Raw genomic sequence first — 21,169 nt, 5'->3', positions numbered from 1 at the left:
CCGACTCCGGAACATGACGGGCGCTCCGGACACGGTCGGTAAACGAGCCCGCGACGCCCAAGTCACAGGCCCAGACGGACATCACGGGCGGCACTACCCGCGGTCGGTAAACTCCACGATGACCGGCGACCCGTTCTCGTCAAGACCGAGCGAGTCGATCCGACCGCCGTGAAATCCCCGCGAGTTCACGATTTCTGAAGGTATCGAAATCTGAACTGTAGGTGCTGCTGGGGGATTTGGAGGCTCTCTGGCCGTGGGTTCGCAGGTTACCCGGTCGTCGTTTCGGTGCCTGCCGGGCTGGCCGCACGGGTGTAGCGCAGGCTTGCCTGGGCGCTGAGGTTGAACATCGTGGAGATGCGGAGGGGATCGGGTCCGGCGGCGATCGCTTCTTCGAGGACCCGGTCCTGGCGGAGGCTGTCGACCGTGGCGGGCAGCCCCTTGAACAGGCGCTTGAGCCAGAAGTCGCTGACTGGACTCTTTTTCTTGGCTGTCTGCTGGGTGAGGAGGAGATGAGGGTTTGCCGAGTCCGGCCAGCGGGCGTCACGGTAGCGCCGGTACTTGCGGATGGCTTCGGCGGTGAAGTCGTCGAGTGGCCGGCTGACCTCGCCCCGCCGGAGGCGCCCGGTGCTCAGCTCGATGTCGGAGTCTTGGAGCATTCTGATCTCGTGCGGGAAGAGGGCGTGGATGCCGGCAAGGGCGACGACGGCCAGGAGGGCCGGGCTCTCAGCCGCGGCTCTGGCCACTTGTTTGAGTTGGTCTCCCGCGACCGGTGTGGGCGGGTTGACGAGGGTGTTGCCGGGCCTGATGCGTCGGGCTGGGTCGGCGAAGATCAGCCGCTGTGACTTGAGCGTCTTGAACATGTCCCGGAGCGCGACGATTTCGCGCTGGACGTTGTTCCGTTTGGCCAGCCAGTCAGTGATGTCCTCGGGGGTGACCTGCCTCAATGTCGAGTATCGGGGGGCACAGTACTCGGCAGTGAACGGGACGATCAGCCGCAGGTGGATGTCAACTGTGTGAGGCGACCTGGGGCGACGGCGAGGGGCTCCGTTGCGGAGGACGTCGAAGTAGGCGGTCACCTCGACGCGTATCTGCTCGGGAAGCCTTGCGAGGTGAGCTCTGACCAGTTGTTCGAGGGGGTCGGGTGCGTCGTCGAGCAGGATGTCGAGATCGTCGAGTATGTCGATGAGATGGACTGCGGGAGCATCGATGTCCCGGGAGAGTGCGTGCACCGTGGTGGCTTTGATCCTTTCGAAAGGCTGGTGCAGGGCCGAGAGGATCATTAATCCGCACTTCACGCGCTTGATGGTGCAGCGGTTCCAGCCCCGTACCACCGCGACGTCCCTGGCCCGATCGACGAGGAAGTCCGCATATCCGGGATCTGCCGGGGTGAATCCTGTCCAGGAGCGCCCCTTCGAGCCGTTCGGGTTCCGATAGCGCCGGAAGTCCCGGACCGGCTCGAAGAGCGTGAGCTGGATGCTCTCGGGCGGCTTCAGCAGCAGGGGGTGTCTGTGCGTCGTCTCGCTCGGCAAGTCAGGCACCTCCGCTGTTCTTGCGGTGAGGTGGTGGCGCCGATTCCATTTGATCAGGTCAGCGAGAAACGTCTGGTGCCCGATTGTGGCTGCGACCGTGAGGTCCAACCGGGCCCCGTGGCCGGCTGAAGGGACCTTGATACGGCCGGCGACGATTGCGGCCTGGTGACGGCAGGCCCGGCAGACTCCGTCACGCAGGGGGACGGTCGCGCCACACGTGCCGCACGAGTCGGCAGGGTACTTGTACCACCATGCCCTGCACGCATAGCAGAGGATCTTCGCGCCGCCCGGGTTAGGGTGCAGGCCCCAGGCCATGCAGACCTCGCAACTCTCAGGCGTCCCAAGCCCCTTGGCCTTCGCTTCCTTCGTCACAACGGCGGCATCAAGTTGCGGGAGGCCGGGCCGCCGCCGCTCCGACGACGGTTCTCACCAACAGCGGGACGGATGGCCGCCCTGCTCTCATCCTGCTCCGGTCGTTTCGCGCGGGCCTCCTCGGGCTCACGGACAAGCAGATCGCTGGGCTCGCATTGCAGCACCTCGCAGATCACGTCGAGATCGTCCAGGCGGATCGTCACCGGCTGGCCGGCCCACAGGTTGGACATCTTGCCAGCACTGATCACCAAGCCCGCGTCGGCCAGCATGCGCTGGAGTTCGGAGGACTTCCAGATGTCCCGCTTGGCCGCGGTCATCCGCAGGTTCCACTTCATGACGCTCCTCCGAATCGCGCCCGTCCACGCTCACCCGCACGGACCCACGCGTCCTCGACATGAGTCTGGTTGACGTGTACGTAGATCATGGTGGTGTTGATCCACTTGTGGCCAAGCAGCTCTTGGATCGCCACCACATCCATGCCCTGACGGTAGAGCTCCGAGGCAGCGAAGTGCCGAAGCGTGTGCGGCGTCAGCTTGCCTGCCTGCGAAGGAAGGTGCTGGGCGACCATCTTCTTCAGATGCAGGCGGAGCGTGTCGGTATCCACCCGCAGGCTCGAGCCGTCCGCGGCCCGCCGCTCCGAGGGGAACAACGGCGCCTCTGGCTCATCCACCCGATCGTCGTACTGCCAGCGGGGGCCGTCGACCCACCACTCCAGCAGCGAACGGCTCCCGTTGATCAGCGGGACGAGCCGTTCCTTCTTCTTGCCGCGCCTCCCCTTGCCCCGCAGAAGAATCTTTCCGAACTGGCCGAGCTCCCAGTGGATGTCGTCGACGTTCGCCAGGCACAGCTCCGAGACCCGGGGACCTATCAGACTCGCCAGCCTCATCGCGGTGTAACTCCGGACGATCGACAACGGTTTACGCGCCTGCGGCACCTCGTCACGCCAAGCCGAGAACAGATGCTCGACCTCCCCGAGCGGCGGCGGAACCCGCAACCGGGACAGGGTCGATCCACGGGGCCGGTTGATCTCATCCAACGGCGACTCGACGACATAGCCGGTTGCCCTGTGGATGGCGGGCTTGTGCCGTAGTTCAAGGAACTCGAAGTACACGCTGAGAGAGTGCGCCTTGTGGACCTTCGTGCCATGAGCCAAGCCCTGTTGATGTCGACCGAAGAACCGGTCCAGATCGCGAGGTTCCATCTCCCACAGCGGGCGCGTGAACCATGAGCGCACTTCGACGATCACGCCGACATCGCCGGCGACCGTCCCGTCACTGACACCGGCCGAAGCCCGGGCGAGCACGAACTCGGACAACAGATCCTGCTCGAAGGCCGCGACCTCCTCCGGCGTCGTCAAGCGCAGTTCCGGACGCAGATCCCGCACGATCGCCAGGGACACGAAACCTCCAGCTCGGCCATTTGACCAACTGATCGGACTGGACGATATTATCTCAAGAATTGTGAGATTCCATCGGGATGGACAACCTCTCGCGTGGGACGGATAGACCTCCAGGTCAGGCGCACGCTGCGGCGAGACCACGCTTCGGTGCGCTTGAGGAACCCTCGGGAGGAGAGTCAACCGGCCCGGTCCCGTACTCGCTCGCCAAGAACCGCACCCCCCAGCAGCGCCTCCATGTGCGCCTCGACGAGACCCTGCACATCTGCCTCGACCTCAGCAAGACGCGGCATGACCTCGGTCATGCCGCTACTCGTCGTGTCCGTACGGAACAGCTTCAGGCCCGACACCTTCCCCTACTCGGCTCGAAGATCGACAACGCCGAGTAGATGCAGGATTGTTTCCATGAGGGGCTTCTGAGCTGTGAAGATTGTGTGAGCTCCTACGTGCGGCCCAGCCGGGGACCGCTTGCGTCTCCCTACCACCGGGGATCTACGATTCCCCCATGCGTCCCCCGCTTCCCGGGGGACAGCGCAAGGAAGCTGCGTTTTCGCAGGTCAGCCCCCGTAGCTCAGTGGATAGAGCAGGTGCCTTCTAAGCGCCTGCTCTATCGGTGCACGCCACGCCAGCCAGATGCGCACTCTTCGGCGCGGCACGAGAAACGGAATGGGGCACCTTCGCTACGCCGCACACCCACGCATTACACGACGATACGGCGCACGACGGAATGACGAATAGACGCATCGTCGCGATGAATTTACCTAACCGCACCGCCCCACACCTCACCGCCTCGCCCAAAAGATCTTCGAGGCTGGCGGGACTCTGATGTACCAAGGCGATTTCTACTGTCCCGGCATCGAGCTGGCCATCACCTGCGCACGCGCTATCGGCCAACCCCTGGCGCATGAATACGGCGGACTATCTCGACGGTGTCAACGCCGACAGCGAGCACATCCAGTTGGCGGGCCACGCGCAAGACACCGGCTGGGATCCAGAATTGGCAAGGCCATGGTGCGCGAAAACCGCGCCATGCATGAGGAAGCGGTCGCCGACACTCTGCTGACCGATTAGTCCCAGAGGCCCCAGTAACGCGACGCCAGGGAGGCCGTCAGACGTTGAAGCGGAATGTTTGGTGCAGAGCTCTTACCTGCGGAAACGTCGTTCTTGAGACTGCTATCCCAACACGGGAGCAGCATCCCAGCACCGTGCAGCTCAGACGCCCCTCGAACCCCTACGCGGCTTGGGGGCAGGCACCGGGGCTTGCCACCTCCTCGAGCTGGTCCGCGCTGTCTCCTCCTGCTCCCCGCCCGGCCCGTTCCATCTGGCGGGCGTGGTTGTCACCCCAGCGCCGACCGGTCCTCCGGACAAGCCGCCGCGCGGGCAGGATCACTCACAGCCTCGGTGTGGTGCGTCCTCTCGCCTGTCGCGAACGCCTCCGCGTACGCCGCCTCGCCCAGAGCACCACACAGGCGGGCGGCGATCCGCTCCACGTCGCCGCGTTCGGCGAGCGGCTGCGGGGCCCCCGAGCGGACCCGGGTAGCGGCGGCCGTGCCCAGCAGGCGGGCCGCGTCGTCCGGGCGGCCTGTGAGGGAATAGGCGCCCGCGAGTCCTTCCAGCGCGAGGGCGGCCGACCGCGGGTCGCCGGACTCGCGCGCCGCGGCGAGCCCGTCCAGGTGCAGGCTGCCAGCGAGCACACCGTCGCCCCGCTGCTCGGCGATGAAACCGAGTTCGGCAAGCACCAGGGCCAGGCCCGGCGCGTCAGCGCGGCTGCGGTTCCAGTCCAGCCAGGGGCGCAACAGGCGTTCCGCGTCGGCCAGCCGCCCCTCGCGCCGGTTGCCGAGAGCCAGACCGACCGCCGCGAACTGCTCAGCCGGCTGGTTTCCCTGCTCGACGGCGAAGCGCAGGGCGCGGGTGTGGAATTCCTCCGCCTCGCGATAGCGGTCCATGAGGAGCGCGATCCTGCCGAGGCCGGACATCTGCCGGGAGACCTCCGACCAGAGCTCCAGGCTCTCGGCGATACGCAGGCCCTCGCGGTGCAGCTGGGCGGCCCGGTCGTAGTCGCCGTCGATCTCAGCGAGCACGCTGAGGGTCTCACTGGCCTTCAGCTTTCCCCAGTTCTCCCCCAGTTCGGCGAAGTGTTCGTGCGCCTCCAGCGCATTGCCGTTCATCGCCTGCAGGTCGCCCCGGCCCATCGCCAGCGCCGCACGGCTGCTGAGTGCGGCGGCGGTGCCCCAGGCGTCACGCAGGACCCGGAAGTCGCGCAACGCCCGCTGCACACTCGTCTCTCCCGCCGAGAGCGCTCCCACGCTCCACTGCGCGAACCCGAGGAACCATTCGGCGCGGGCCCTGCCCACGGTCCGCTCCTCCGGGTGCTCCCCGTGAGCGCCCGCAGAACATTCGGTGCGTCCCGCGTAGCCGGTGTCATGACCCCGCTCGCCCAGCAGGAGCGCGAAACCGGCGTGCCAGGCCCTGGCCTCGGCCAGTTCCGCGGTCGGGACCTCACCGCGGGTGCTCAGCGCCTCGGCCAGCGCCTTGCGGCCCTCGCCGAGCCGCCCGCGCAGAAACCAGTACCAGCTCAGCGCGTTGGCCAGGCGAACGGCACGGTGCGCCGCTCCGGTGCGGCGGGCCTCCTCCATGACGCGCTGGAAGTTCGCGGACTCCGCGTCGAGCCGGCGCAGCCAGCGGCACTGGTCGCGCCCGTACAGGTGCGGACGGGCGCGCTCGGCGAGTTCGGTGAAGTGGCGCACCTGGCGGGCGACGGTCTCGGCGGCCTCACCGGACTCGCGCAACTTCTGCTGCGCGTACACGGCGACCGATTCGAGCAGGCGGTAGCGCGCGCCGCCCGGCCCGTCGACCCGCAGTGCCAGCGAGCGGTCCACCAGCCCCGCGAGGGTGTCGAGGACGTCGGCGGACGCCACTGGGCCCTCGGCGCACACATCCTCGGCGGCTTCGACGCCGCACCCGTCGGCGAACACGGTGAGCCTGCGCAGGACGGCCTGCTCCCTGGAGTCCAGCAGACTCCAGCTCCAGTCGATGGTGGCCTGGAGGGTGCGGTGGCGCCGGGGCGCGTCACGGTACCCGCCGGTCAGCAGCCGGAAGCGGTCGTCGAGCCGGTCGTGCAACTCCCGCACCCCCAGGGACCGGACCCGGGTCGCCGCGAGTTCGAGGGCGAGTGGGAGGCCGTCCAGACGTCGGCACACCTCGGCGATCACCGGGGCGGTGGTGGCGTCGAGGGCGAACTTCGGGTCCGTCACGGCGGCCCGTTCGACGAACAGCCGCACGGCGCTGGACTCGCGCAGCGCCTCGATGTCGTCCTGCCCCGGCGGGGGCAGCGTCAGCGGCAGCACCGGCCAGACGGCCTCCCGCCCGGTGCGCAACGTTTCTTGACTTGTCGTCAGGACATGCAGGCCGGGGGCGCTGTCGAGCAGCGGGCCCACGAGCCGCACCACGGCGTCGAGGACGTGCTCACAGTTGTCCAGCACGAGGAGCACACGCTGGGAGGCGAGTACACCTGCCAGCCGCCGCACCGGATCGTCGGTCCGGTCGTCGTACACGCTCTCCCGGATCCCGATCACCGCCAGTACCAGCTCGGCCAGCGCCTGCGGACCGACGGCGCCTCCGGCCGCGCCGACGCCGGCCATCTCCACCAGCCAGGTGCCGTCGGGGAATTCGCCGGTGAGGCCCCTGGCCGTCGCCATGGCCAAGCGGGTCTTGCCGACGCCGCCGGGGCCGGTCAGGGTGACCAGGCGCTGCTGGGCCAGCAGGGCACTCACCCGGCTCACCGCTTCGCTCCGCCCGATGAGGGTGTTCACGGGGGCGGAGAGGTTGGTGCGGGCGCGGGTGGCCGTGGTGGTCCTTACGGTGGTGTCCCGGCGGGCGAGGAGCGGGTCGTGGCGCAGGACGGCCCGCTGGAGCTCGACGAGCGCCGGGCCGGGTGTCAGGCCCAGTTCCTCGTCGAGCCTGCGCCGCAGTTCCGCGTAGCTGTCGAGGGCGTCGGAGGGGCGGCCCGCCTGGTACAGGGCCCTCATCTGCGCGGCGCGCAGGCCCTCGCGGAACGGAAACCGGTCCACCAGGGCCGCGAGTTCACCCAGGAGTACGCCGTGTTCACCGAGGGCGAGCCGGGCGTCAGCGCGCTCCTCCACCACACACAGGCGCTCCTCCTCCAGGCTCGCGGCGACGGCGCGGGCGAAGGGCTGGTCGGCGAAGTCAGCGAAGGCGGGACCCCGCCACAGCTCCAGGGAATCCGTCAGCAGCGCCGCCCGGGTCCGGGGCACCTCACAGGAGCGGGCCTCGGCGACCAGGGCCCGGAAGCGGCCCACGTCCAGGGCGTCGGCCGGCACGTCGAGCAGGTAACCGGGCGTCCGATGGACGACCAGTGACCGGGCGCCCGGCTCCGCGTTCTCCAGGGCCCTGCGCAACTGGGAGACCTTCGCCTGGAGCGACGAGGTCGGCTGGGCGGTGAAGGTGGATCCGCCCCAGAGGTCTTCGATCAGCCGCCCGGTGGAGACCACTTGGCCGTGATGGACCAGCAGGTCCGCGAGGAACGTGCGGACCTTCAGCTCGGGAACCCGCACCTGGCGGCCCTCGGCTGTCCATACCTCCAGCGGCCCCAGAACCCCGAATTGCATGACCTCACAGTAACCCGGCCGAACCTCGGGGTAACGATTGAGTCGTGCAGGTCACAGCCCTGCGCGCGACGGTGACGGAGCGTTCCGAAGCGGGTCCGAAGCAAACCCGAAGGGGCTTCGGAGACAGTTGAAGCGCGGGCCGACGCAGCCTGGGAGACATATGCGGAGAGGTTGGAATGTCCGAAAGTGATCAGCTACGGCTCGTAGTAGTCATCGGCAGTGTGAGAAAAGGCAGGTTCGGGCCTGTCGCCGCGGAATGGCTGGCGTCCAGGGCCCGGCTCCGACCGGACTTCGACGTCGACGTCATCGACCTGGCGACAGCATGGCTGCCCGACGTCATGTCGGCCGACCCCGCGGCCCCCAAACCGCAGGCCGTCCAGGACCTCGCGCCCTGGCTGGAGGCGGCGGACGCCTTCGTCGTGGTCACACCTGAGTACAATCAGAGCTTCCCGGCGTCTTTGAAGAACGCGATCGACTGGTACGACAAGGAGTGGCACGCCAAGCCCGTCGGCTTCCTCTCGTACGGGGGCGCGTCCAGCGGACTGACGGCTGTCGGCCATCTGCGCCAGGTCTTCGCTGAGTTCCACGCGGTCACCGTGCGGGAGACCGTCAGCTTCCACGACTACTGGGAACGCTTCAGCCCGGACGGCTGCCCCTTGGCGGGCGACACCTATGACGAGGCCGCCCGTCGGATGTTCGACCGAATCGGCTGGTGGGCGCGGGCGCTGCGCCTGGCGCGCGCCCAGGAGCCATTTGAAACACCGCAGTTGCACACACAGTGAGGAATGCCGTGGACAGTCTATGGTTTCGAGGATTCGGCGGGACGCGAGCGGCCGGGGCCGATGCGGTCCGGCTCATCTGCTTCCCGCATGCGGGCGGTTCGGCCAGTTGGTTCGCCCCCTTGTCGCGTCTGCTGTCACCGCACGTCGACGTCCGGGCCGTCCAGTACCCGGGCCGGCAGGACCGAAGACGCGAGACGCCGGCCGGGGACATCACCGAGTTGGCGGGGCGCATCGCCGAGAGACTCCGGCACCAGGACGAGCGGCCGTACGCCTTCTTCGGCCACAGCATGGGGGCCCTGCTCGCGTACGAGACGGCGCGCGTGCTGCAGACCTGGCAGGTGTCCGCCCCGGTCCGGCTCTTCCTCTCGGGGCGCGGGGCACCCACGACGGCCCCGCACCGCCATGACGTGTTGCCCGACGACGCGGCGATTCTGACGGCCGTCCGGGCGCTGGGGGGCACCGCGGCCGTCGTACTGGAAGACCCCGAGCTGATGGAGATGGCGCTGCCCGCGCTGCGCGCCGACTACCGGGCGCTGGCGTCGTACCGCTGGCTGCACGGTGATCCGCTGGATATGCCGATCACCGTACTGACCGGCTGCGACGATCCCGTGGTGCCGGTCACCGAGGCGGCCCGCTGGTCCGAACACACCCGGTCGTCCTGCGGCCTGCGGGTGTTCCCGGGCAACCACTTCTATCTGGACGAACAGGTCACGGAGGTGGCCGAAGCACTGACGGACGAACTGCGGCCGACCGCGAAGCGATAGACCGGCCCACGGGGGAAGGGGGCGGTACGACCGAATGTACAACGCAGGGGGGAACATGCAATTCAGGATTCTGGGTCCGCTGGAAGTGGTGTCCGGTGACCGCACGCTGGCCTTAGGGGGGTTCAAGCAGCGGGCGGTACTGGGTCTGCTGCTGTTGCGGCCGAATCAGGTGGTGGCCACGAGCGAGCTGCTGGGCGCGCTCTGGCCGGAGGCGAGCCGCCCGATGACGGCTCGCAAGATCGTGCAGAACGCTGTCTCCGGACTCCGCACGACTCTGTCGGCGCACGGCACACGGGAGGACCAGCCGTACGCGATCGCGCCCGAACTGATCACGCGGGCACCGGGGTACGTGCTGCGGGTCGACCCCGGCAGGCTCGACATGACGCGTTTCGACGACAGGGCCGCGGCGGGGCGGGCGAAGCTCGCCGCGGGCGAGCCGGTGGAGGCCGCCGAGCTGCTGCGCGAGGCGCTCGCCGAGTGGCGCGGGCCCGCCCTGTCCGACCTGATGGAGCAGGGCATCAGCTGGCCCGAGGTGGCGGGGCTTCGACAGTTGCGGCTGGACGCCATGGAGTACCGCTTCGAGGCGGAACTCGCCTGCGGTCGCCATCACACGGTGCTGGGCGAGCTCAACTCACTGGCCCAGGCACAGCCGTTGCGGGAGCGGCTGAGCGGGCAGCTGATGCTCGCCCTGTACCGGTGCGGCAGGCAGGCGGAGGCCCTGAACGTCTTCAGCCGGGTGCGGCGGGCGCTGGTAGAGGAACACGGACTCGAACCCTCCCGCGATCTCCATGCCTTGCAGCAGCGCATCCTCCACCACGACCAGGAGCTGACCTCTCCGGTGGAGGAGGTAGCCGGGCCGGTGCGTCTGGTCACGGACCCGCGACCGCCGCACGCCGCGACGACGACGTCGGCGTGGGACCCGCGCCCCGCGCCCCCGTTGCTGTCCGTCGCCGAGCAGGACGGGGCGCGAGTTACCGGCGCCGCCCGGGGACCCGCGCCACTGCGCGCGGTGGACCAGTTTCCGCCGGACACCGGCGCCGGCCCGTCCAGCCGCAGACGAGACGTGTGCGTACTGCTGGTTCGCTTCCGGGCCGGTGCCACCGGCGCAGCGGCGACTCCGGAGCAGCTGGACGCTACGCTCAGCGAAGCGGCCGCGTCCCTCGCGGAGAACGTCGAGACGCACGGCGGCACGATCGTGGGGTCGCTGGGGCACCTGACCGCCGCCCTGTTCGGGCTCCGTGACGACTGGTCGGGTGCTCCGCTGGCGGCTGTGCGGGCGGCGTTCACGATGCGGGACCGGGTGCACCGGCTGCCCGGTCTCAGTATCGAGGCCGTGGTGACCATGGGCGGGGCGCTGGTGCGCGAGGACTACGCCGGCGCGGTCTCCGTGGTGGGTACGCTGCTGGACACCGCCCAGCATCTGCTGGCCGACGTTCCGCCGGGCAAGGTGCACGTCAGTGCCGATGTGGCGGGCAGCACCGAGGGCCGGGTCCGCTACCGCAGGGTCACCCGCGAATCGGAGTCGACCGCGGAAGTGCGCGAGGCGTGTGCGCTGTACGCGCCGGGCGCCCCGGCGCCCGGCGGTGCCTCGTCGCCCGGCCGGGAGCACGAACTCGCCATCGTGACCAGTCATCTCGACCACTCGCGGCACCACCACGCGCCCTATCTGGTGACTGTGCTCGGTGACCAGGGAGTGGGCAAGAGCCGCTTCCTCGCCGAATTCCAGCGGCGCCTGGAGGGACTGCCATACGAGGCGCGGGTGCTGAGGCTGGTGGCGCCGGAACACGGCGGCTACGGCCTGCGGGCCCTGACCGAGGCGCTGCTCGACGGATGGGGCGCGACGTCGGGGGCGCGGCCAGGCGCCACGCCGGAGGAGCTGGTCACCGATCTCGTACGCCGTGTGGCGGGGACGGGACCGACCGCCGACCGGTTGCTGCGGGCACTGCTGGCGTCGGCCACGCCGTTCAGGACGGCGCGCCCCCGGGCCGTCATGGACGCCTGGAAGGAGCTGCTCGTGCTGTGCGCCCGGCAACTGCCGCTGGTTCTGTGCCTCGACGGGCTGCATCTGGCGGACGACGCCGTACTGGACTGGCTGGAGGAGCTCGTCACGACGGTGGAGGACGCACCGCTGCTGGTCGTCGCGTGCGCCCGTCCGCAGTTGCTCGGGCGCCGCCCGCTGTGGGGGGTGGGGCGGGGGCGCACCAGCATGCTGAGCCTCGCCCCGCTGCCCGGATCGCCCGCGGCGCCTCTGCGGGTGGCGTCCGACGGCGGCGCCAGGCGGCCCTCGGTGGACCGTTCGGCCGACCTGTTGTCGCTGTCCCGCGGCCCGGTGCGGGTCGGCGCGAGGCGGAGGACGGAGCAGCAGGCGGAGCGGCGCATGGTGCGCTGAGCGAAAAATGACCGTAGAGGGGACCGGCGAGTGGGCTCCCGGTGTACCGGGCTTGTTTTGCTGCACGGCATGGACGACATGGATGACAACGTCACCGGCCGTGAGCCCGTGGGCCCGCGCCCCTGGTCACCGACCGGCGGACCGCCCGGGCCCTACGAGCAGGGCGCCGCACTGGCCGCGTTCGTGGGTCAGGAGTTCGCCGTGGCCCTGCGGGACGGGCTGCGCCGGGCACGGACACCGGTCAGGGCCGCGGCCCGCGCCCCCGTACATCTCGTCCCCGTGCCCCCGCCGGTGTCCACCGCCGCGCCCACGCCGGGCGCGGCCCTGCTGGACGAGCACGCCAAAGTGATCCTGCTCTGCTTCGAGAACGCCCTGCCGTTGGAACCGGCGCTGGCGGGGCCTGCGAGGCGGGGGGTGCGGATCTCGCTCTTATGGTGGGCCAGGCGGGTGTTCGCCACCGCCCGACGATTCGACGTGCCGGGGGCGCCCGACCTGGGTGTGCCCGGTCTGCCGGTGCCGTCGGCGCACCAGCAGACCGCCGCTGTGTCACTGCTCGTCGAGTCGGCCTCGCTGTGTCTGCCGTTCGACGCGCCGGCGGGTCCGGAGGCGATCCGGACCCTGACGCGGGTGGTGCGTCTCACGGGTGCGGCAAGCGCCGTTCAGGTCACACCGGTTCGGTCTGCCGCTTCGGCAGAAGAAGGGATTCGAGCAGCCGGTCCAGCGCGTCGTCGGCCACGGGCAGCAGGCTGATGACCATGGCGTGCGGATGGCCGGCCCCCCAATGGGGGCGTCTGCCGAGCAGCCGGTTGTCCGCCGCCACGACATGCAGGACCGGTACGTCGGCGGGCGCCGTCACCAGCTCGTCCAGGGCGTCGAGCAGCGCGTCGTCGGCGTAGTGCAGGTCGTCCCAGATCACAACCAGGGGCGTTGCCCGGGCGGCGAGAGCGAGGAAGTCCTGCCAGGCGGCCAGGGTCGCGGGCGTCGGATCGGCCGAGTGGAACAGGGGCCGCAGCAGCGACGGCAGAGTGCGCCGGATCTCCTCGTCCCCGGTCAGCCGTCCGAGGGCCGCCGAGATCTTGGCCGACGCCACTTCCGCGTTCTCGCCGGGGCGGATTCCGCAGTATGCGGCGAGTACGTCGGCCGGCATGCGTGAGCCACCGCCGGTGCCCGGGAGGGGGGCGGTGGCGGTGAGAACCCGCGTCGGCTCGGTGGGATCCTCCTCGATCCGGCGCTGGAACTCCATGAGCAGCTGCGTCTTGCCGCAGCCGGGGGTTCCGAGGACGGTGATCAGGTGCGGGGTGGCGCGGCGCCTGGTGCGCCCCAGCATGCCCCCCATCAGGTCGAGTTCGCTCTCCCGGTCGCCGAAGGTCAGCTCGCCTCCGCCGGTGGTGCCGTCCTGGACGGCGAGCAGCTCCCAGGGCGCGGAGGCCGAGGCGCAGGCGTGGCGGTAGGTCACGTGGGCCTCCGTCAGCCGGCGGGTGGTGTCACAGACGTGGACCTCACCCGCCGCGACGGACGCCAGCATGACTTGGCAGGCGTCGACCAGTCCGTCGCCGGCCCAGGCGGTCGTCGTGCCGGTCCCCGGCCAGGGCGACACCGCCCGCCGGGTGACCACCGCGCCGTACACGGAGAGCCCTTTGGCCACGGGGACCCTGGGCGCGCCGGGGGTGGCGGAGATAGTGAGGCAGTCGCGGACGTCGGCGGCGGCGCGCACCGCCCGTACGGAGCCGGCGGACTCCTGTCCGTCCTCCTCGAAGACACCGAGAAGGAGGGAGCCCAGCGCGGATGCGACCTTTCCGCCGTGTTTCTCGATCTTCTCGCGGGCCAGCATGGTCAGCGCGTCGAGCGCCCGGTCCATGTCCTCGGCCAACAGGGAGCTGAATTCCGCTCCCAGGCCGAAGCGGACCAGCAGCACACTGGTGGGCCGCCGGGCGCCCGGTCCTGGGGCCGCGGCGCCGGGGCGGGTCCGGGCCGCGGCGGTCTTCCCCGCTCCGACGGTTTCCGGTGCGGTGCCGGTGTGTGCGGGGTGCATGTCGCCGGTGGCCAGGCCGGCCACGGGCGTGCCGGTCTCCGCCCGGCGTCCCCCGTCCGGCGCGGTCGGTGCCGGGGCGGGACGGAGTTCCGCGGTGGTCCGCGGCGGGTCGAGCGCGGTGTCCTGGGTGAGGACCGACTGCTGGAGCCGCTGGAGTTCGCGGCTCGGCTCCAGCCCCAGACCGCCGACCAGCTCCTCGCGTACCCGCCCGTACACGGCGAGCGCCTCGGCCTGTCTGCCGCACCGGTAGAGCGCGAGCATCAGCTGCCGGGAGGCCCGCTCGCGCAGTGGGTCCGACTCCACCAGTGTCTTGAGGTCGTGCAGGATGCCCTGGTGCCCGCCGCAGGCCAGCTCGGCCTCGAAGCGGTCCTCCATGACGTCCACGCGCTTGTTCTGAAGTGCCGTCACCTCTGGCCAGCAGATGTCCTCTTCGACCAGGTCGGCGAGGACCGGTCCGCGCCACAGGGAGAGCGCCTCGTTCAGCAGGGTCCGGGCGGTCTGCGGGTCGCCGCCGGCCAGGGCGGCCCGGCCGGCGGCGACGCGCTGCTGGAAGGTGAGCAGGTCCACCTGTCCCGGCTGTACGTGCAGGGTGTACCCGGGGCTGCGGGTGAGCAGCCGGGGGGCGGGCGAATCGGCGAACGGTCCGGCGAGGACTCCCCGCAGCCGCCAGATCGCGTTCTGCAGGATCTTGCGCGCGGTAATGGGCGCGTCGTCCCCCACCCACAGCGCGCCCAGCAGCTGATTGGTCGACACCACCTGGTTGGCGTGCATCAACAGGTACGCTAGCGCGGCGCGTTGCCGAATCCCCCCGAATTCCACAAGCCCTTCGTCGTTATCAGCTTCAAGCGGCCCCAACAGACGAAAACGCATGAAATCCCCCCCAACTCATTGCCCGTCGCACGGTACGGGCGAACGATTCCCCAGTCACCGGCGGACTGCATATGCCATTATCGCTGGTTCGCCTGCCGTAGGACTTGCGGGCGGCCTCCGCGCCTGGTGGCGACGCGGTGTCACACCGCGAGCAGGACGTCTCCCTTCCCGTCGCGCAGCAGGGTGCAGACGTCCCGCAGTGCCGCCTCCAACTGTGCGATCTCCGCGTCGGTGAGCCCGATGGAGGGCTCGAAGCGCAGGGTGTTCAGGGCGCTGGCGGTCGGGAAGGTACGGACCCGGTGCCCGCGCAGCAGATGACCGGCGAGGACGTAGCCGAACATGCCACCCCTCGCCGCTCCCTGGATCGCCGGGGACGGGGAGTCGGACTGGTCCCGGAACTCCACGCCGAGCATGAGACCGCGGCCCCGCACCTCCTCGATCACCATCGGGAAGTCGGCTTGCACCCGCCCCAGCATGGTGCGCAGCGCCGCACCGCGTTCGGCGGCGCGCCGGTAGGCCAACCCGCCGTCCGCCTCGAGGAGTTCCAGGACCTTGAGCGCGATGTGGCAGGAGAAGCTGTCCTTGGCGAAGGTCGAGCTGTGGACGATCTCGAACTCCTTGCGGTAGTACGCCTCACGCACCAGCATCACGGAGGTCTTGGCGATGCCGCCGCCCAGTGTCTTGGCGAGGGTGTAGTAGTCGCCGCGCAGCCCGAGCGCGGAGCTGGCGAGAAACGTTCCCGTACGCCCCATTCCGCTTTGGATCTCGTCGATGACGACGGGACAGCCGATCGCCGCGCAGAACTCCTGGATCTCCCGTGCGAACTCCTCGGAGAGCACCCGGATTCCGCCCTCGCCCTGAAGGGGCTCGACCAGAAACGCACAGAAGACCGGGAACCCCCGCTCCCGGACCACGACATGGCCGTCCGCGACGCCTAGTTCCAGCAGGTCACCCCGCTCCTCGGCGTGGATCTCCTTGAGCGCGTCGGGCTGGTTGTGCGGCACGAAACGGGCTTGTGCGGCCAGCGACTTGAAGGGGGCCCGGTACCCCTCGTTGTGGGTGAGCTGCACGCTCGCGGCGAGCTTCCCGTGGAAACCGCCCTCCAGCGCCAGGAAGAGCGGCGGCCGCGCGGTCTGCTCCGCGTTGCGCCGGTCGAGCTCCGCCTCCAGCAGACTGAGGGCGGCGGCCGGGTCGCCCTCGGCCGCCGTCAGGCCGAACAGGGTCAGGACCGGCTCCGCGACGATGGCGGCGCCGCTCGCCACGGCGGCCCGGGTGCTGCGCCCCGCTTCGGCGCACTCGTCGAGGAGTGCCCGGATCCGCATGCCGCGGTCGAGTTCGGCGTGCTTGACGGCCGCCTCCACGGCCTCCGCCCCGCTGTTGCCGAAGATGGCGAAGTACGGTTCCGTAGTGTCCAGTTCGCGGTGGATGATCCGGTTGAGCTCGGCGGCGAGTCGGTTGGCGTACGGGTGGCGGGAGAACTGGGCGTGCACCGGGGTGCCCTCGGCCAGCAGTTCCTGGGCGCGCGCCACGATCTCGGGGTGATGGTGTCCCAGGAGGACCGACCCGTAGCCGCCCGCGAAGTCGACGACAGCGATCTCACTGCCATCGTCTGCCCGCTGGTACAGCGTGTTGCCCTCGGCCCTGACGTACTCGACGGCGAGCCCCGCACCGGCCAGGACCTCGCGCAGGTAAGGCTCGGCGAGCTCGGGGCCATCGGCCGCGGAAGTGTTGTGATCCATGGCCAAAGGGTGCGGTCAAGCGGTCAACCATCGGTCATTGGAGGGTCATTCGCGACGTGCGGGGCCAGGTGAGAACGGAATTACCCGACGGTGGGAGATGCCCGGATTGGCCCAGGTACGTTGAAGGAAACCGACTGCCGCCTCCAGTGCGGACGGTGCTGAACGTGCCTTGCACGACGTATTCGGAGAGGGTGGCATGAATTCCGCGTCCACTGAACTCGATCCCACGACTTTGCATTCCGGTCAACGGTTTGTCGAGTCCGCCCGGCTGAGAGAAGTGATGGCCCGTTTCGCGACCGGCGTCACGGTGATCACCGTGGGTGGCGAGCATTTGCACGCCATGACGGCGAACGCCTTTAGTTCGGTCTCCCTGGACCCGCCCTCGGTGCTGTGCAGTGTGGGCCACAGCGCGGTGATGCACGGCGCCCTGACTTCGGCCGGCCGTTTCGCCGTAAACATTCTCGGCGTACCGCAGGAAGGTCTGGCCCGGCATTTCGCAGACAAGCGGCGGACGCTGGGAGCCGCCCAGTTCGACGGGGTGGAGTGGCGCACCGGAGAGCACACCGGGGCGCCGCTGATCGCCGGATCGGTGGCCTGGCTGGAGTGCGAGCTGACCGACTCGCACTCCTTCGGCGACCACACGATCTTCATCGGCACGGTCCTGGCTGCCGGGCAGGGTGACCACGAGGACGGCCTGCTGTTCGTCAACGGCCGCTTCGGCAGGACCCACCCCGCGTCACGCTGACAGTACGGTGCAGTGCCGCTCCGACCGGGAGGGGCACCGCACGCGGCAGGGCCCGGGCTGTGACGGCGGCCCGGGCCCTGCGTTTTGTGGGGATCGAAAGAAGCGGTGCGGATCAGAGGAAGTACGTACCGGGGTCCAAGCCCAGCAGGACCCGCCCCTGCACCTCCAGGTTGGCGTCGCGCTGCACGAGGGCGTGCAGCGCGAAACCCTGGATGTCGCGGTGGAAACGCTGCAGATGTGTGTCCCGGCGGATGACCGAGCCACCGCTCGCCGAAAAGAGCAGCTCCACGGCCTCCTTCGACAGCTGGGCGGCGTACGCCGTGCGGCCGCGGATGACGGCCTTCTGCTCGTCGGACGGCTGCGTGCCTGCGTCGGCGGCGTCCTGCAGGACCTGGTGCCAGGTGCCGGCGAGCGCCTCGGCCGCGTCGATCTTGTTGGCGGCAGTGGCCACCTGCACCTGGGTGAGCGGATGGAGACTCTGCTCGGTCCACTCCGTGTAGGTGATGCCCCGGCCGGGCAGCCGCTCCACGAACAGCTCGTAGGCACCGCGGGCCATCCCGAGGAAGGTCGCCGCGACGCTGGACATGATGTAGCCGAGCAGACCGTAATTGCGGCCGGTCGCACCGGTGTTGGCGCGGTCGCCGGTGGCGCTCACCATCGCCTCCTCCAGCGGCACCACCCGGTGCGCGGGAACAAAGACGTCGGTGGCGGTCGTGGTGGAGCTGCCGGTGGCGGCGCCCGCCGAGACGTGCCAGTCGTCGGCGAGGGTCAGCTCGCTCATGGGGACTAGGGCGACAAGCTCCTCGCTCGTCCCGTCCGGGTGCTCGACCATCGCGGCGAGCAGGTCCCAGCCGGCCCCCCGGCAGCCTGAGTTGAAGCGCCAGGTTCCGTCGAGCCGGTATCCACCGTCCACCGGCTTGAGGGTGCCCGTCGGGGCGAACACGATCGACACGCGGCTGCTGCCACCCTCGAAGACCTCCTTCTGGGCCTGGTCGGGGTAGAGCGAGGCGGCCCAGGCACTGGTGAGCCAGACCATGGTCAGCCATCCGGTGGAGGGGCAGCCCCGGGACACCTCGGCGATGATCGCGGCCTGCTGCGCCGCGTCGAAGTCGAGGCCGCCGTGGGCGCGCGGCACTGCCGCGCGGAAGACTCCGGCCTTCTCCAGGAGCTCCAGGTTCTCGTCCGGTATCCAACGCCGGTCCTCCGCCTCCACCCCGTTGCGGCGAAGGGTGGGGACGGCTTCCCGTACGGCGTCCAGTACGGACGCCAGTTCTTCCTGCGTGGCCACGCTCTCTCCTCGATGTGCCGTGCTGTGCACGGATGTTGCCTGTGTGCGGGCACGGCTGCGCACCCCCTGCGCGAGCGAGGGGTCCGCAGCCGTGCTCCCTGTGACGTGCCGGCCGGGCCGCGACGGCCCGGCCCCGGAACCGTCCGGTTACTCCGCGACCAGACCGGTGGCGGCCACCGGACGGTCGATGGACATCAGCCAGCGGCCGTCGGCGCCTCGCCGCAGAACGTCCGTGCACTGGCCCGCGAGGTGCAGCGGGGCGCCATCCGGGCCGGTGGTGTCGATGCTGTACTCGACGCCGATCAGAGCCACGTCACCCGCGACGTACGAGTGCGTGACCGAAGCCTTCAGGCGAGGCTTGACGGCGAGGAACTCCTTGAAGAACGCCAGCCGCGCATCGCCCGTCAGGGGCTCGCCAGAGAAGTTCGATATCGAGTCCTCCAGGTAGAGACGGTTGAACAGGTCACCGTCGCCGGAGTTGAAGACCTGGAGAAAGATCTCGTTCTGGGTCTCGGTGTCGTCGGTGAGGTCCGGACGCTCGGGGTCGAAGTCGACAGTGAAGGTGAAGGACATGGGTAGCGCGGTCCCTTCCGGGTTTCGGATGATGGGTGGTGCCGGTGGTGGCCGTGGCTACGCGGCGCCGAGGGTCTGCTGGGCCGCGCGCAGCCCGGACTCGATGGCGCCGTCGATGAAGCCGCTCCAGCCGTTGGCTATGTCGCCGCTCGCGAAGGCCAGCTGGCCCTTGGGCTCGATGACGTCCGGGTAGAGCGTGGTGAGCTGTCCCGGCTTGCGGAACGCCCAGCCGCCGCGCGCGTAGGGGTCTTTGCCCCAGTCGTGGGTGTAGAGGCCGAGGATGTCGAGGTCCACGCCGAGCTTCTGCACCGCCGCCTTGACCTGCGGGATGCTCTTGGGGTCGAGGGTAGGGTCGGTGCTGAAGGCGACGTACAGCATTCCCTGGCTGGTCTCCTTGAACGGAATGACCATCGGGATGGGCGTGCCGCCCTCGGCGCCCTGGCCGTAGAACCGGCCCGCGCCCTTGCGGGCGTGGATCCACAGCTTGACGGCGTTCTTGACCGCGATGCCCTGGGTCCCGGCTGCGCCGATCGCCGGGGGCAGGGTCGGGGTGAACTTGATCGTGGGCCACACATTGGCGGGCACAGCCACGACCGCCTTGGGCGCGCTGTACGACGCGCCGGACTTCAGAGTGACGTACACCCGCGTGCCGGTGTCGGCGACGGAGGCGACCGGGGAGTTCAGCCGAACCGTCGGTGACGTCTCGGCGACCATGGCGTTGAGCAGGGCGCCGGTTCCCTTCGTGATCCGATACCGCTGAGTGTCGTTCCAGCCGGCGTTGGTCCACCCGGCGAGCGCCCACCAGTGCGCGAACATCGTGAACGCGCCCTCGGTGCTGGCCCCGCCGGAGTAGATGGCCGTCTGACCGTTGATGACCAGCTCCTCCTCTGCCGTGAGGGAGAGCTGGGTCAGCCGGTCGCGCAGCGTGAGCCGGTCCAGGCTCTGGAGCAGATCCGCCCGGTACAGCGGTTGGAAGGGCTTTTCGAAGTACTGCCGCGAACCGTCGAACATCCGGTCCATCACGGCGCCGATGCGCCCGAACCCGTCCTCCGGAGTGAACTGCTGGGGCCCGGTGGGCGTCGGCAGCATCACCCGGTCGACGGGCAGGTCCTCCTCCAGCGCGAGGGAGTAGCGCTGGAGCTCTGCTCCCAGGTGCGGCTGGGTCGGCTCGACCCAGGTGCCGCCGCGCTCCACCAGGTGCCCGGCGAAGTTCCCCGTCCAGGTGCGGCCGCCGATACGGTCACGGGCTTCCAAGACCAGCACACGCTTGCCCTTGGCACGCAGCTCACGGGCGGCCGTGATGCCCGCGAAGCCCGCGCCGATGACGATGACGTCGTATCCCGTGTCATCCGCGGCGACCGCGGGGGCCGGTGCGGCGACCGCAACGACCGCGGGTGTGGCGATCGCCGTGGCGCCGGCCGCCTTGAGCAGGGTGCGCCGTGTCGGTCTGCTGCTGTACCTCATGGTGTGTCTGCTCCCCCGTGCGCCGAATGCCGGTCCGCCGGGCGGAGCCGCATACCGTTCATAGTGGTGTGTTCTCTTGCTCTGTCCGGATGTGTGACGGGGCCGCTCAGCCCTGGCCGTACGGGTCGTCGATGGCGTAGCGCCAGACGTTGTCCTCGCCGAGCCGCAGCACGTCCACGCCGACGCCCTCGAGGTGCTCCGGCTTGCCGTCCGCGTCGACCGTGTCGATCGTCCAGTCGACGATCAGCAGCGCGGTGTCGCCGGTGACGAAGGTCTGCCGCGGAACGGCCGTCATCTTCGGCGCGCTCTTGAAGAACTCGCGCTGGTACTCGCGGCGGGCATCGCCCGTGAGCGGCTTGCCGGGCTCCCAGACGGCCACGGCTTCCTCTGTGTAGAAACTCTCGACCGTTTCGAAGTCACCGGAGTTGAATGCCTCCACGTACATAGCGGTGTGCTTTTCCACGTTGTCGGTCAGTTGTGACATGACGGGAGTCGACCTGCCTTCTCAAGGTTCGGCGTCGTGATGAATCGGTGCCACGACACTATTCCGACGCATTCAACGTCCCACCCATGACCGGGTAATGCGCTGCTCTCTGGC

The 21,169-nt window shown here is 69.6% G+C and carries 17 protein-coding genes; 6 read left to right on the top strand and 11 right to left on the bottom strand.

The genetic code is table 11. From position 1 onward, the window contains the following. Positions 1-266: 266 nt before the first annotated feature. The 4 genes from ACLLJJ_RS36295 to ACLLJJ_RS36280 all read right to left on the bottom strand — a co-directional run bounded on the left by ACLLJJ_RS36295 (position 267) and on the right by ACLLJJ_RS36280 (position 3,647). Positions 267-1,529 (bottom strand): hypothetical protein, encoded by a 1,263-nt coding sequence (locus ACLLJJ_RS36295; RefSeq protein WP_434597396.1) that lies wholly within the window; start codon positions 1,527-1,529, stop codon positions 267-269. Between the two features lie 368 nt (positions 1,530-1,897). After that, positions 1,898-2,236, bottom strand: a complete 339-nt coding sequence (locus ACLLJJ_RS36290) for a helix-turn-helix domain-containing protein (RefSeq protein ID WP_434595796.1) — start codon at positions 2,234-2,236, stop codon at positions 1,898-1,900. Then, positions 2,233-3,300: a tyrosine-type recombinase/integrase gene (locus tag ACLLJJ_RS36285; RefSeq protein WP_434597394.1), complete on the bottom strand. Its 1,068-nt coding sequence runs from the start codon at positions 3,298-3,300 to the stop codon at positions 2,233-2,235. Before ACLLJJ_RS36285 ends, ACLLJJ_RS36290 begins: the two co-directional genes overlap by 4 nt. 176 nt (positions 3,301-3,476) lie before the next feature. Continuing rightward, positions 3,477-3,647 (bottom strand): hypothetical protein, encoded by a 171-nt coding sequence (locus ACLLJJ_RS36280; RefSeq protein WP_434598928.1) that lies wholly within the window; start codon positions 3,645-3,647, stop codon positions 3,477-3,479. A 451-nt stretch (positions 3,648-4,098) separates the two neighbouring features. On the opposite strand from ACLLJJ_RS36280, the gene ACLLJJ_RS36275 reads away from it, so the two are divergent. After that, on the top strand, positions 4,099-4,368 hold the full coding sequence (locus ACLLJJ_RS36275) for a DUF2399 domain-containing protein (RefSeq protein WP_434600618.1): 270 nt from the start codon (positions 4,099-4,101) through the stop codon (positions 4,366-4,368). A 266-nt stretch (positions 4,369-4,634) separates the two neighbouring features. Here ACLLJJ_RS36275 and ACLLJJ_RS36270 read toward each other — a convergent pair whose 3' ends face one another. Beyond that, positions 4,635-7,925, bottom strand: a complete 3,291-nt coding sequence (locus tag ACLLJJ_RS36270) for a BTAD domain-containing putative transcriptional regulator (protein WP_434598927.1) — start codon at positions 7,923-7,925, stop codon at positions 4,635-4,637. 176 nt (positions 7,926-8,101) lie between these two features. On the opposite strand from ACLLJJ_RS36270, the gene ACLLJJ_RS36265 reads away from it, so the two are divergent. From ACLLJJ_RS36265 to ACLLJJ_RS36250, 4 genes are all read left to right on the top strand, one after another. Then, entirely contained in the window at positions 8,102-8,707 is a 606-nt protein-coding gene (locus tag ACLLJJ_RS36265) for an NADPH-dependent FMN reductase (protein WP_434598926.1), read from the top strand. After that, positions 8,704-9,471, top strand: a complete 768-nt coding sequence (locus tag ACLLJJ_RS36260) for a thioesterase II family protein (RefSeq protein ID WP_434598925.1) — start codon at positions 8,704-8,706, stop codon at positions 9,469-9,471. Before ACLLJJ_RS36265 ends, ACLLJJ_RS36260 begins: the two co-directional genes overlap by 4 nt. A 55-nt stretch (positions 9,472-9,526) precedes the next feature. After that, positions 9,527-11,860, top strand: coding sequence for a BTAD domain-containing putative transcriptional regulator (locus ACLLJJ_RS36255; RefSeq protein ID WP_434598924.1), 2,334 nt, complete (start codon positions 9,527-9,529; stop codon positions 11,858-11,860). 69 nt (positions 11,861-11,929) lie between these two features. Beyond that, positions 11,930-12,610: a hypothetical protein gene (locus ACLLJJ_RS36250; RefSeq protein ID WP_434598923.1), complete on the top strand. Its 681-nt coding sequence runs from the start codon at positions 11,930-11,932 to the stop codon at positions 12,608-12,610. Here the strand turns inward: ACLLJJ_RS36250 and ACLLJJ_RS36245 are convergent. After that, entirely contained in the window at positions 12,525-14,663 is a 2,139-nt protein-coding gene (locus ACLLJJ_RS36245) for a BTAD domain-containing putative transcriptional regulator (RefSeq protein ID WP_434598922.1), read from the bottom strand. The genes ACLLJJ_RS36250 and ACLLJJ_RS36245 overlap by 86 nt on opposite strands. Positions 14,664-14,902: 239 nt before the next feature. Beyond that, entirely contained in the window at positions 14,903-16,501 is a 1,599-nt protein-coding gene (locus ACLLJJ_RS36240; protein WP_434598921.1) for an aspartate aminotransferase family protein, read from the bottom strand. Positions 16,502-16,697: 196 nt separating this feature from the next. On the opposite strand from ACLLJJ_RS36240, the gene ACLLJJ_RS36235 reads away from it, so the two are divergent. Next, the gene (locus tag ACLLJJ_RS36235; RefSeq protein ID WP_434598920.1) at positions 16,698-17,246 is read left to right on the top strand and encodes a flavin reductase family protein; all 549 of its coding nucleotides are present in this window, start codon (positions 16,698-16,700) and stop codon (positions 17,244-17,246) included. Between the two features lie 112 nt (positions 17,247-17,358). Here ACLLJJ_RS36235 and ACLLJJ_RS36230 read toward each other — a convergent pair whose 3' ends face one another. From ACLLJJ_RS36230 to ACLLJJ_RS36215, 4 genes are all read right to left on the bottom strand, one after another. Beyond that, positions 17,359-18,534 (bottom strand): acyl-CoA dehydrogenase family protein, encoded by a 1,176-nt coding sequence (locus ACLLJJ_RS36230; protein WP_434598919.1) that lies wholly within the window; start codon positions 18,532-18,534, stop codon positions 17,359-17,361. A 147-nt stretch (positions 18,535-18,681) separates the two neighbouring features. After that, the gene (locus tag ACLLJJ_RS36225; RefSeq protein ID WP_434598918.1) at positions 18,682-19,107 is read right to left on the bottom strand and encodes a YybH family protein; all 426 of its coding nucleotides are present in this window, start codon (positions 19,105-19,107) and stop codon (positions 18,682-18,684) included. 57 nt (positions 19,108-19,164) lie between these two features. After that, positions 19,165-20,571: a flavin monoamine oxidase family protein gene (locus ACLLJJ_RS36220; protein WP_434598917.1), complete on the bottom strand. Its 1,407-nt coding sequence runs from the start codon at positions 20,569-20,571 to the stop codon at positions 19,165-19,167. 106 nt (positions 20,572-20,677) lie between these two features. Then, positions 20,678-21,055 carry a YybH family protein gene (locus tag ACLLJJ_RS36215; RefSeq protein ID WP_434598916.1) on the bottom strand — a complete coding sequence of 126 codons (378 nt, stop codon included), beginning with the start codon at positions 21,053-21,055 and terminating at the stop codon, positions 20,678-20,680. Positions 21,056-21,169: the final 114 nt, after the last annotated feature.

The sequence above is a fragment of the Streptomyces sp. A5-4 genome, from assembly GCF_051131715.1.
Classification (GTDB): Bacteria; Actinomycetota; Actinomycetes; order Streptomycetales; family Streptomycetaceae; genus Streptomyces.
Note: the sequence above shows the minus strand (reverse complement) of the source record. Positions and strands in the feature narration are given on the sequence as shown.

Bases quoted from the DNA above. Each gene is read 5' to 3' on its own strand.
- ACLLJJ_RS36290 (WP_434595796.1), bottom strand. From the start codon at position 2,236: ATGAAGTGGAACCTGCGGATGACCGCGGCCAAGCGGGACATCTGGAAG.
- ACLLJJ_RS36250 (WP_434598923.1), top strand. From the start codon at position 11,930: ATGGACGACATGGATGACAACGTCACCGGCCGTGAGCCCGTGGGCCCG.
- ACLLJJ_RS36235 (WP_434598920.1), top strand. From the start codon at position 16,698: ATGAATTCCGCGTCCACTGAACTCGATCCCACGACTTTGCATTCCGGT.
- ACLLJJ_RS36270 (WP_434598927.1), bottom strand. From the start codon at position 7,925: ATGCAATTCGGGGTTCTGGGGCCGCTGGAGGTATGGACAGCCGAGGGC.
- ACLLJJ_RS36240 (WP_434598921.1), bottom strand. From the start codon at position 16,501: ATGGATCACAACACTTCCGCGGCCGATGGCCCCGAGCTCGCCGAGCCT.
- ACLLJJ_RS36245 (WP_434598922.1), bottom strand. From the start codon at position 14,663: ATGCACGCCAACCAGGTGGTGTCGACCAATCAGCTGCTGGGCGCGCTG.
- ACLLJJ_RS36215 (WP_434598916.1), bottom strand. From the start codon at position 21,055: ATGTCACAACTGACCGACAACGTGGAAAAGCACACCGCTATGTACGTG.
- ACLLJJ_RS36225 (WP_434598918.1), bottom strand. From the start codon at position 19,107: ATGTCCTTCACCTTCACTGTCGACTTCGACCCCGAGCGTCCGGACCTC.
- ACLLJJ_RS36265 (WP_434598926.1), top strand. From the start codon at position 8,102: ATGTCCGAAAGTGATCAGCTACGGCTCGTAGTAGTCATCGGCAGTGTG.
- ACLLJJ_RS36255 (WP_434598924.1), top strand. From the start codon at position 9,527: ATGCAATTCAGGATTCTGGGTCCGCTGGAAGTGGTGTCCGGTGACCGC.
- ACLLJJ_RS36220 (WP_434598917.1), bottom strand. From the start codon at position 20,571: ATGAGGTACAGCAGCAGACCGACACGGCGCACCCTGCTCAAGGCGGCC.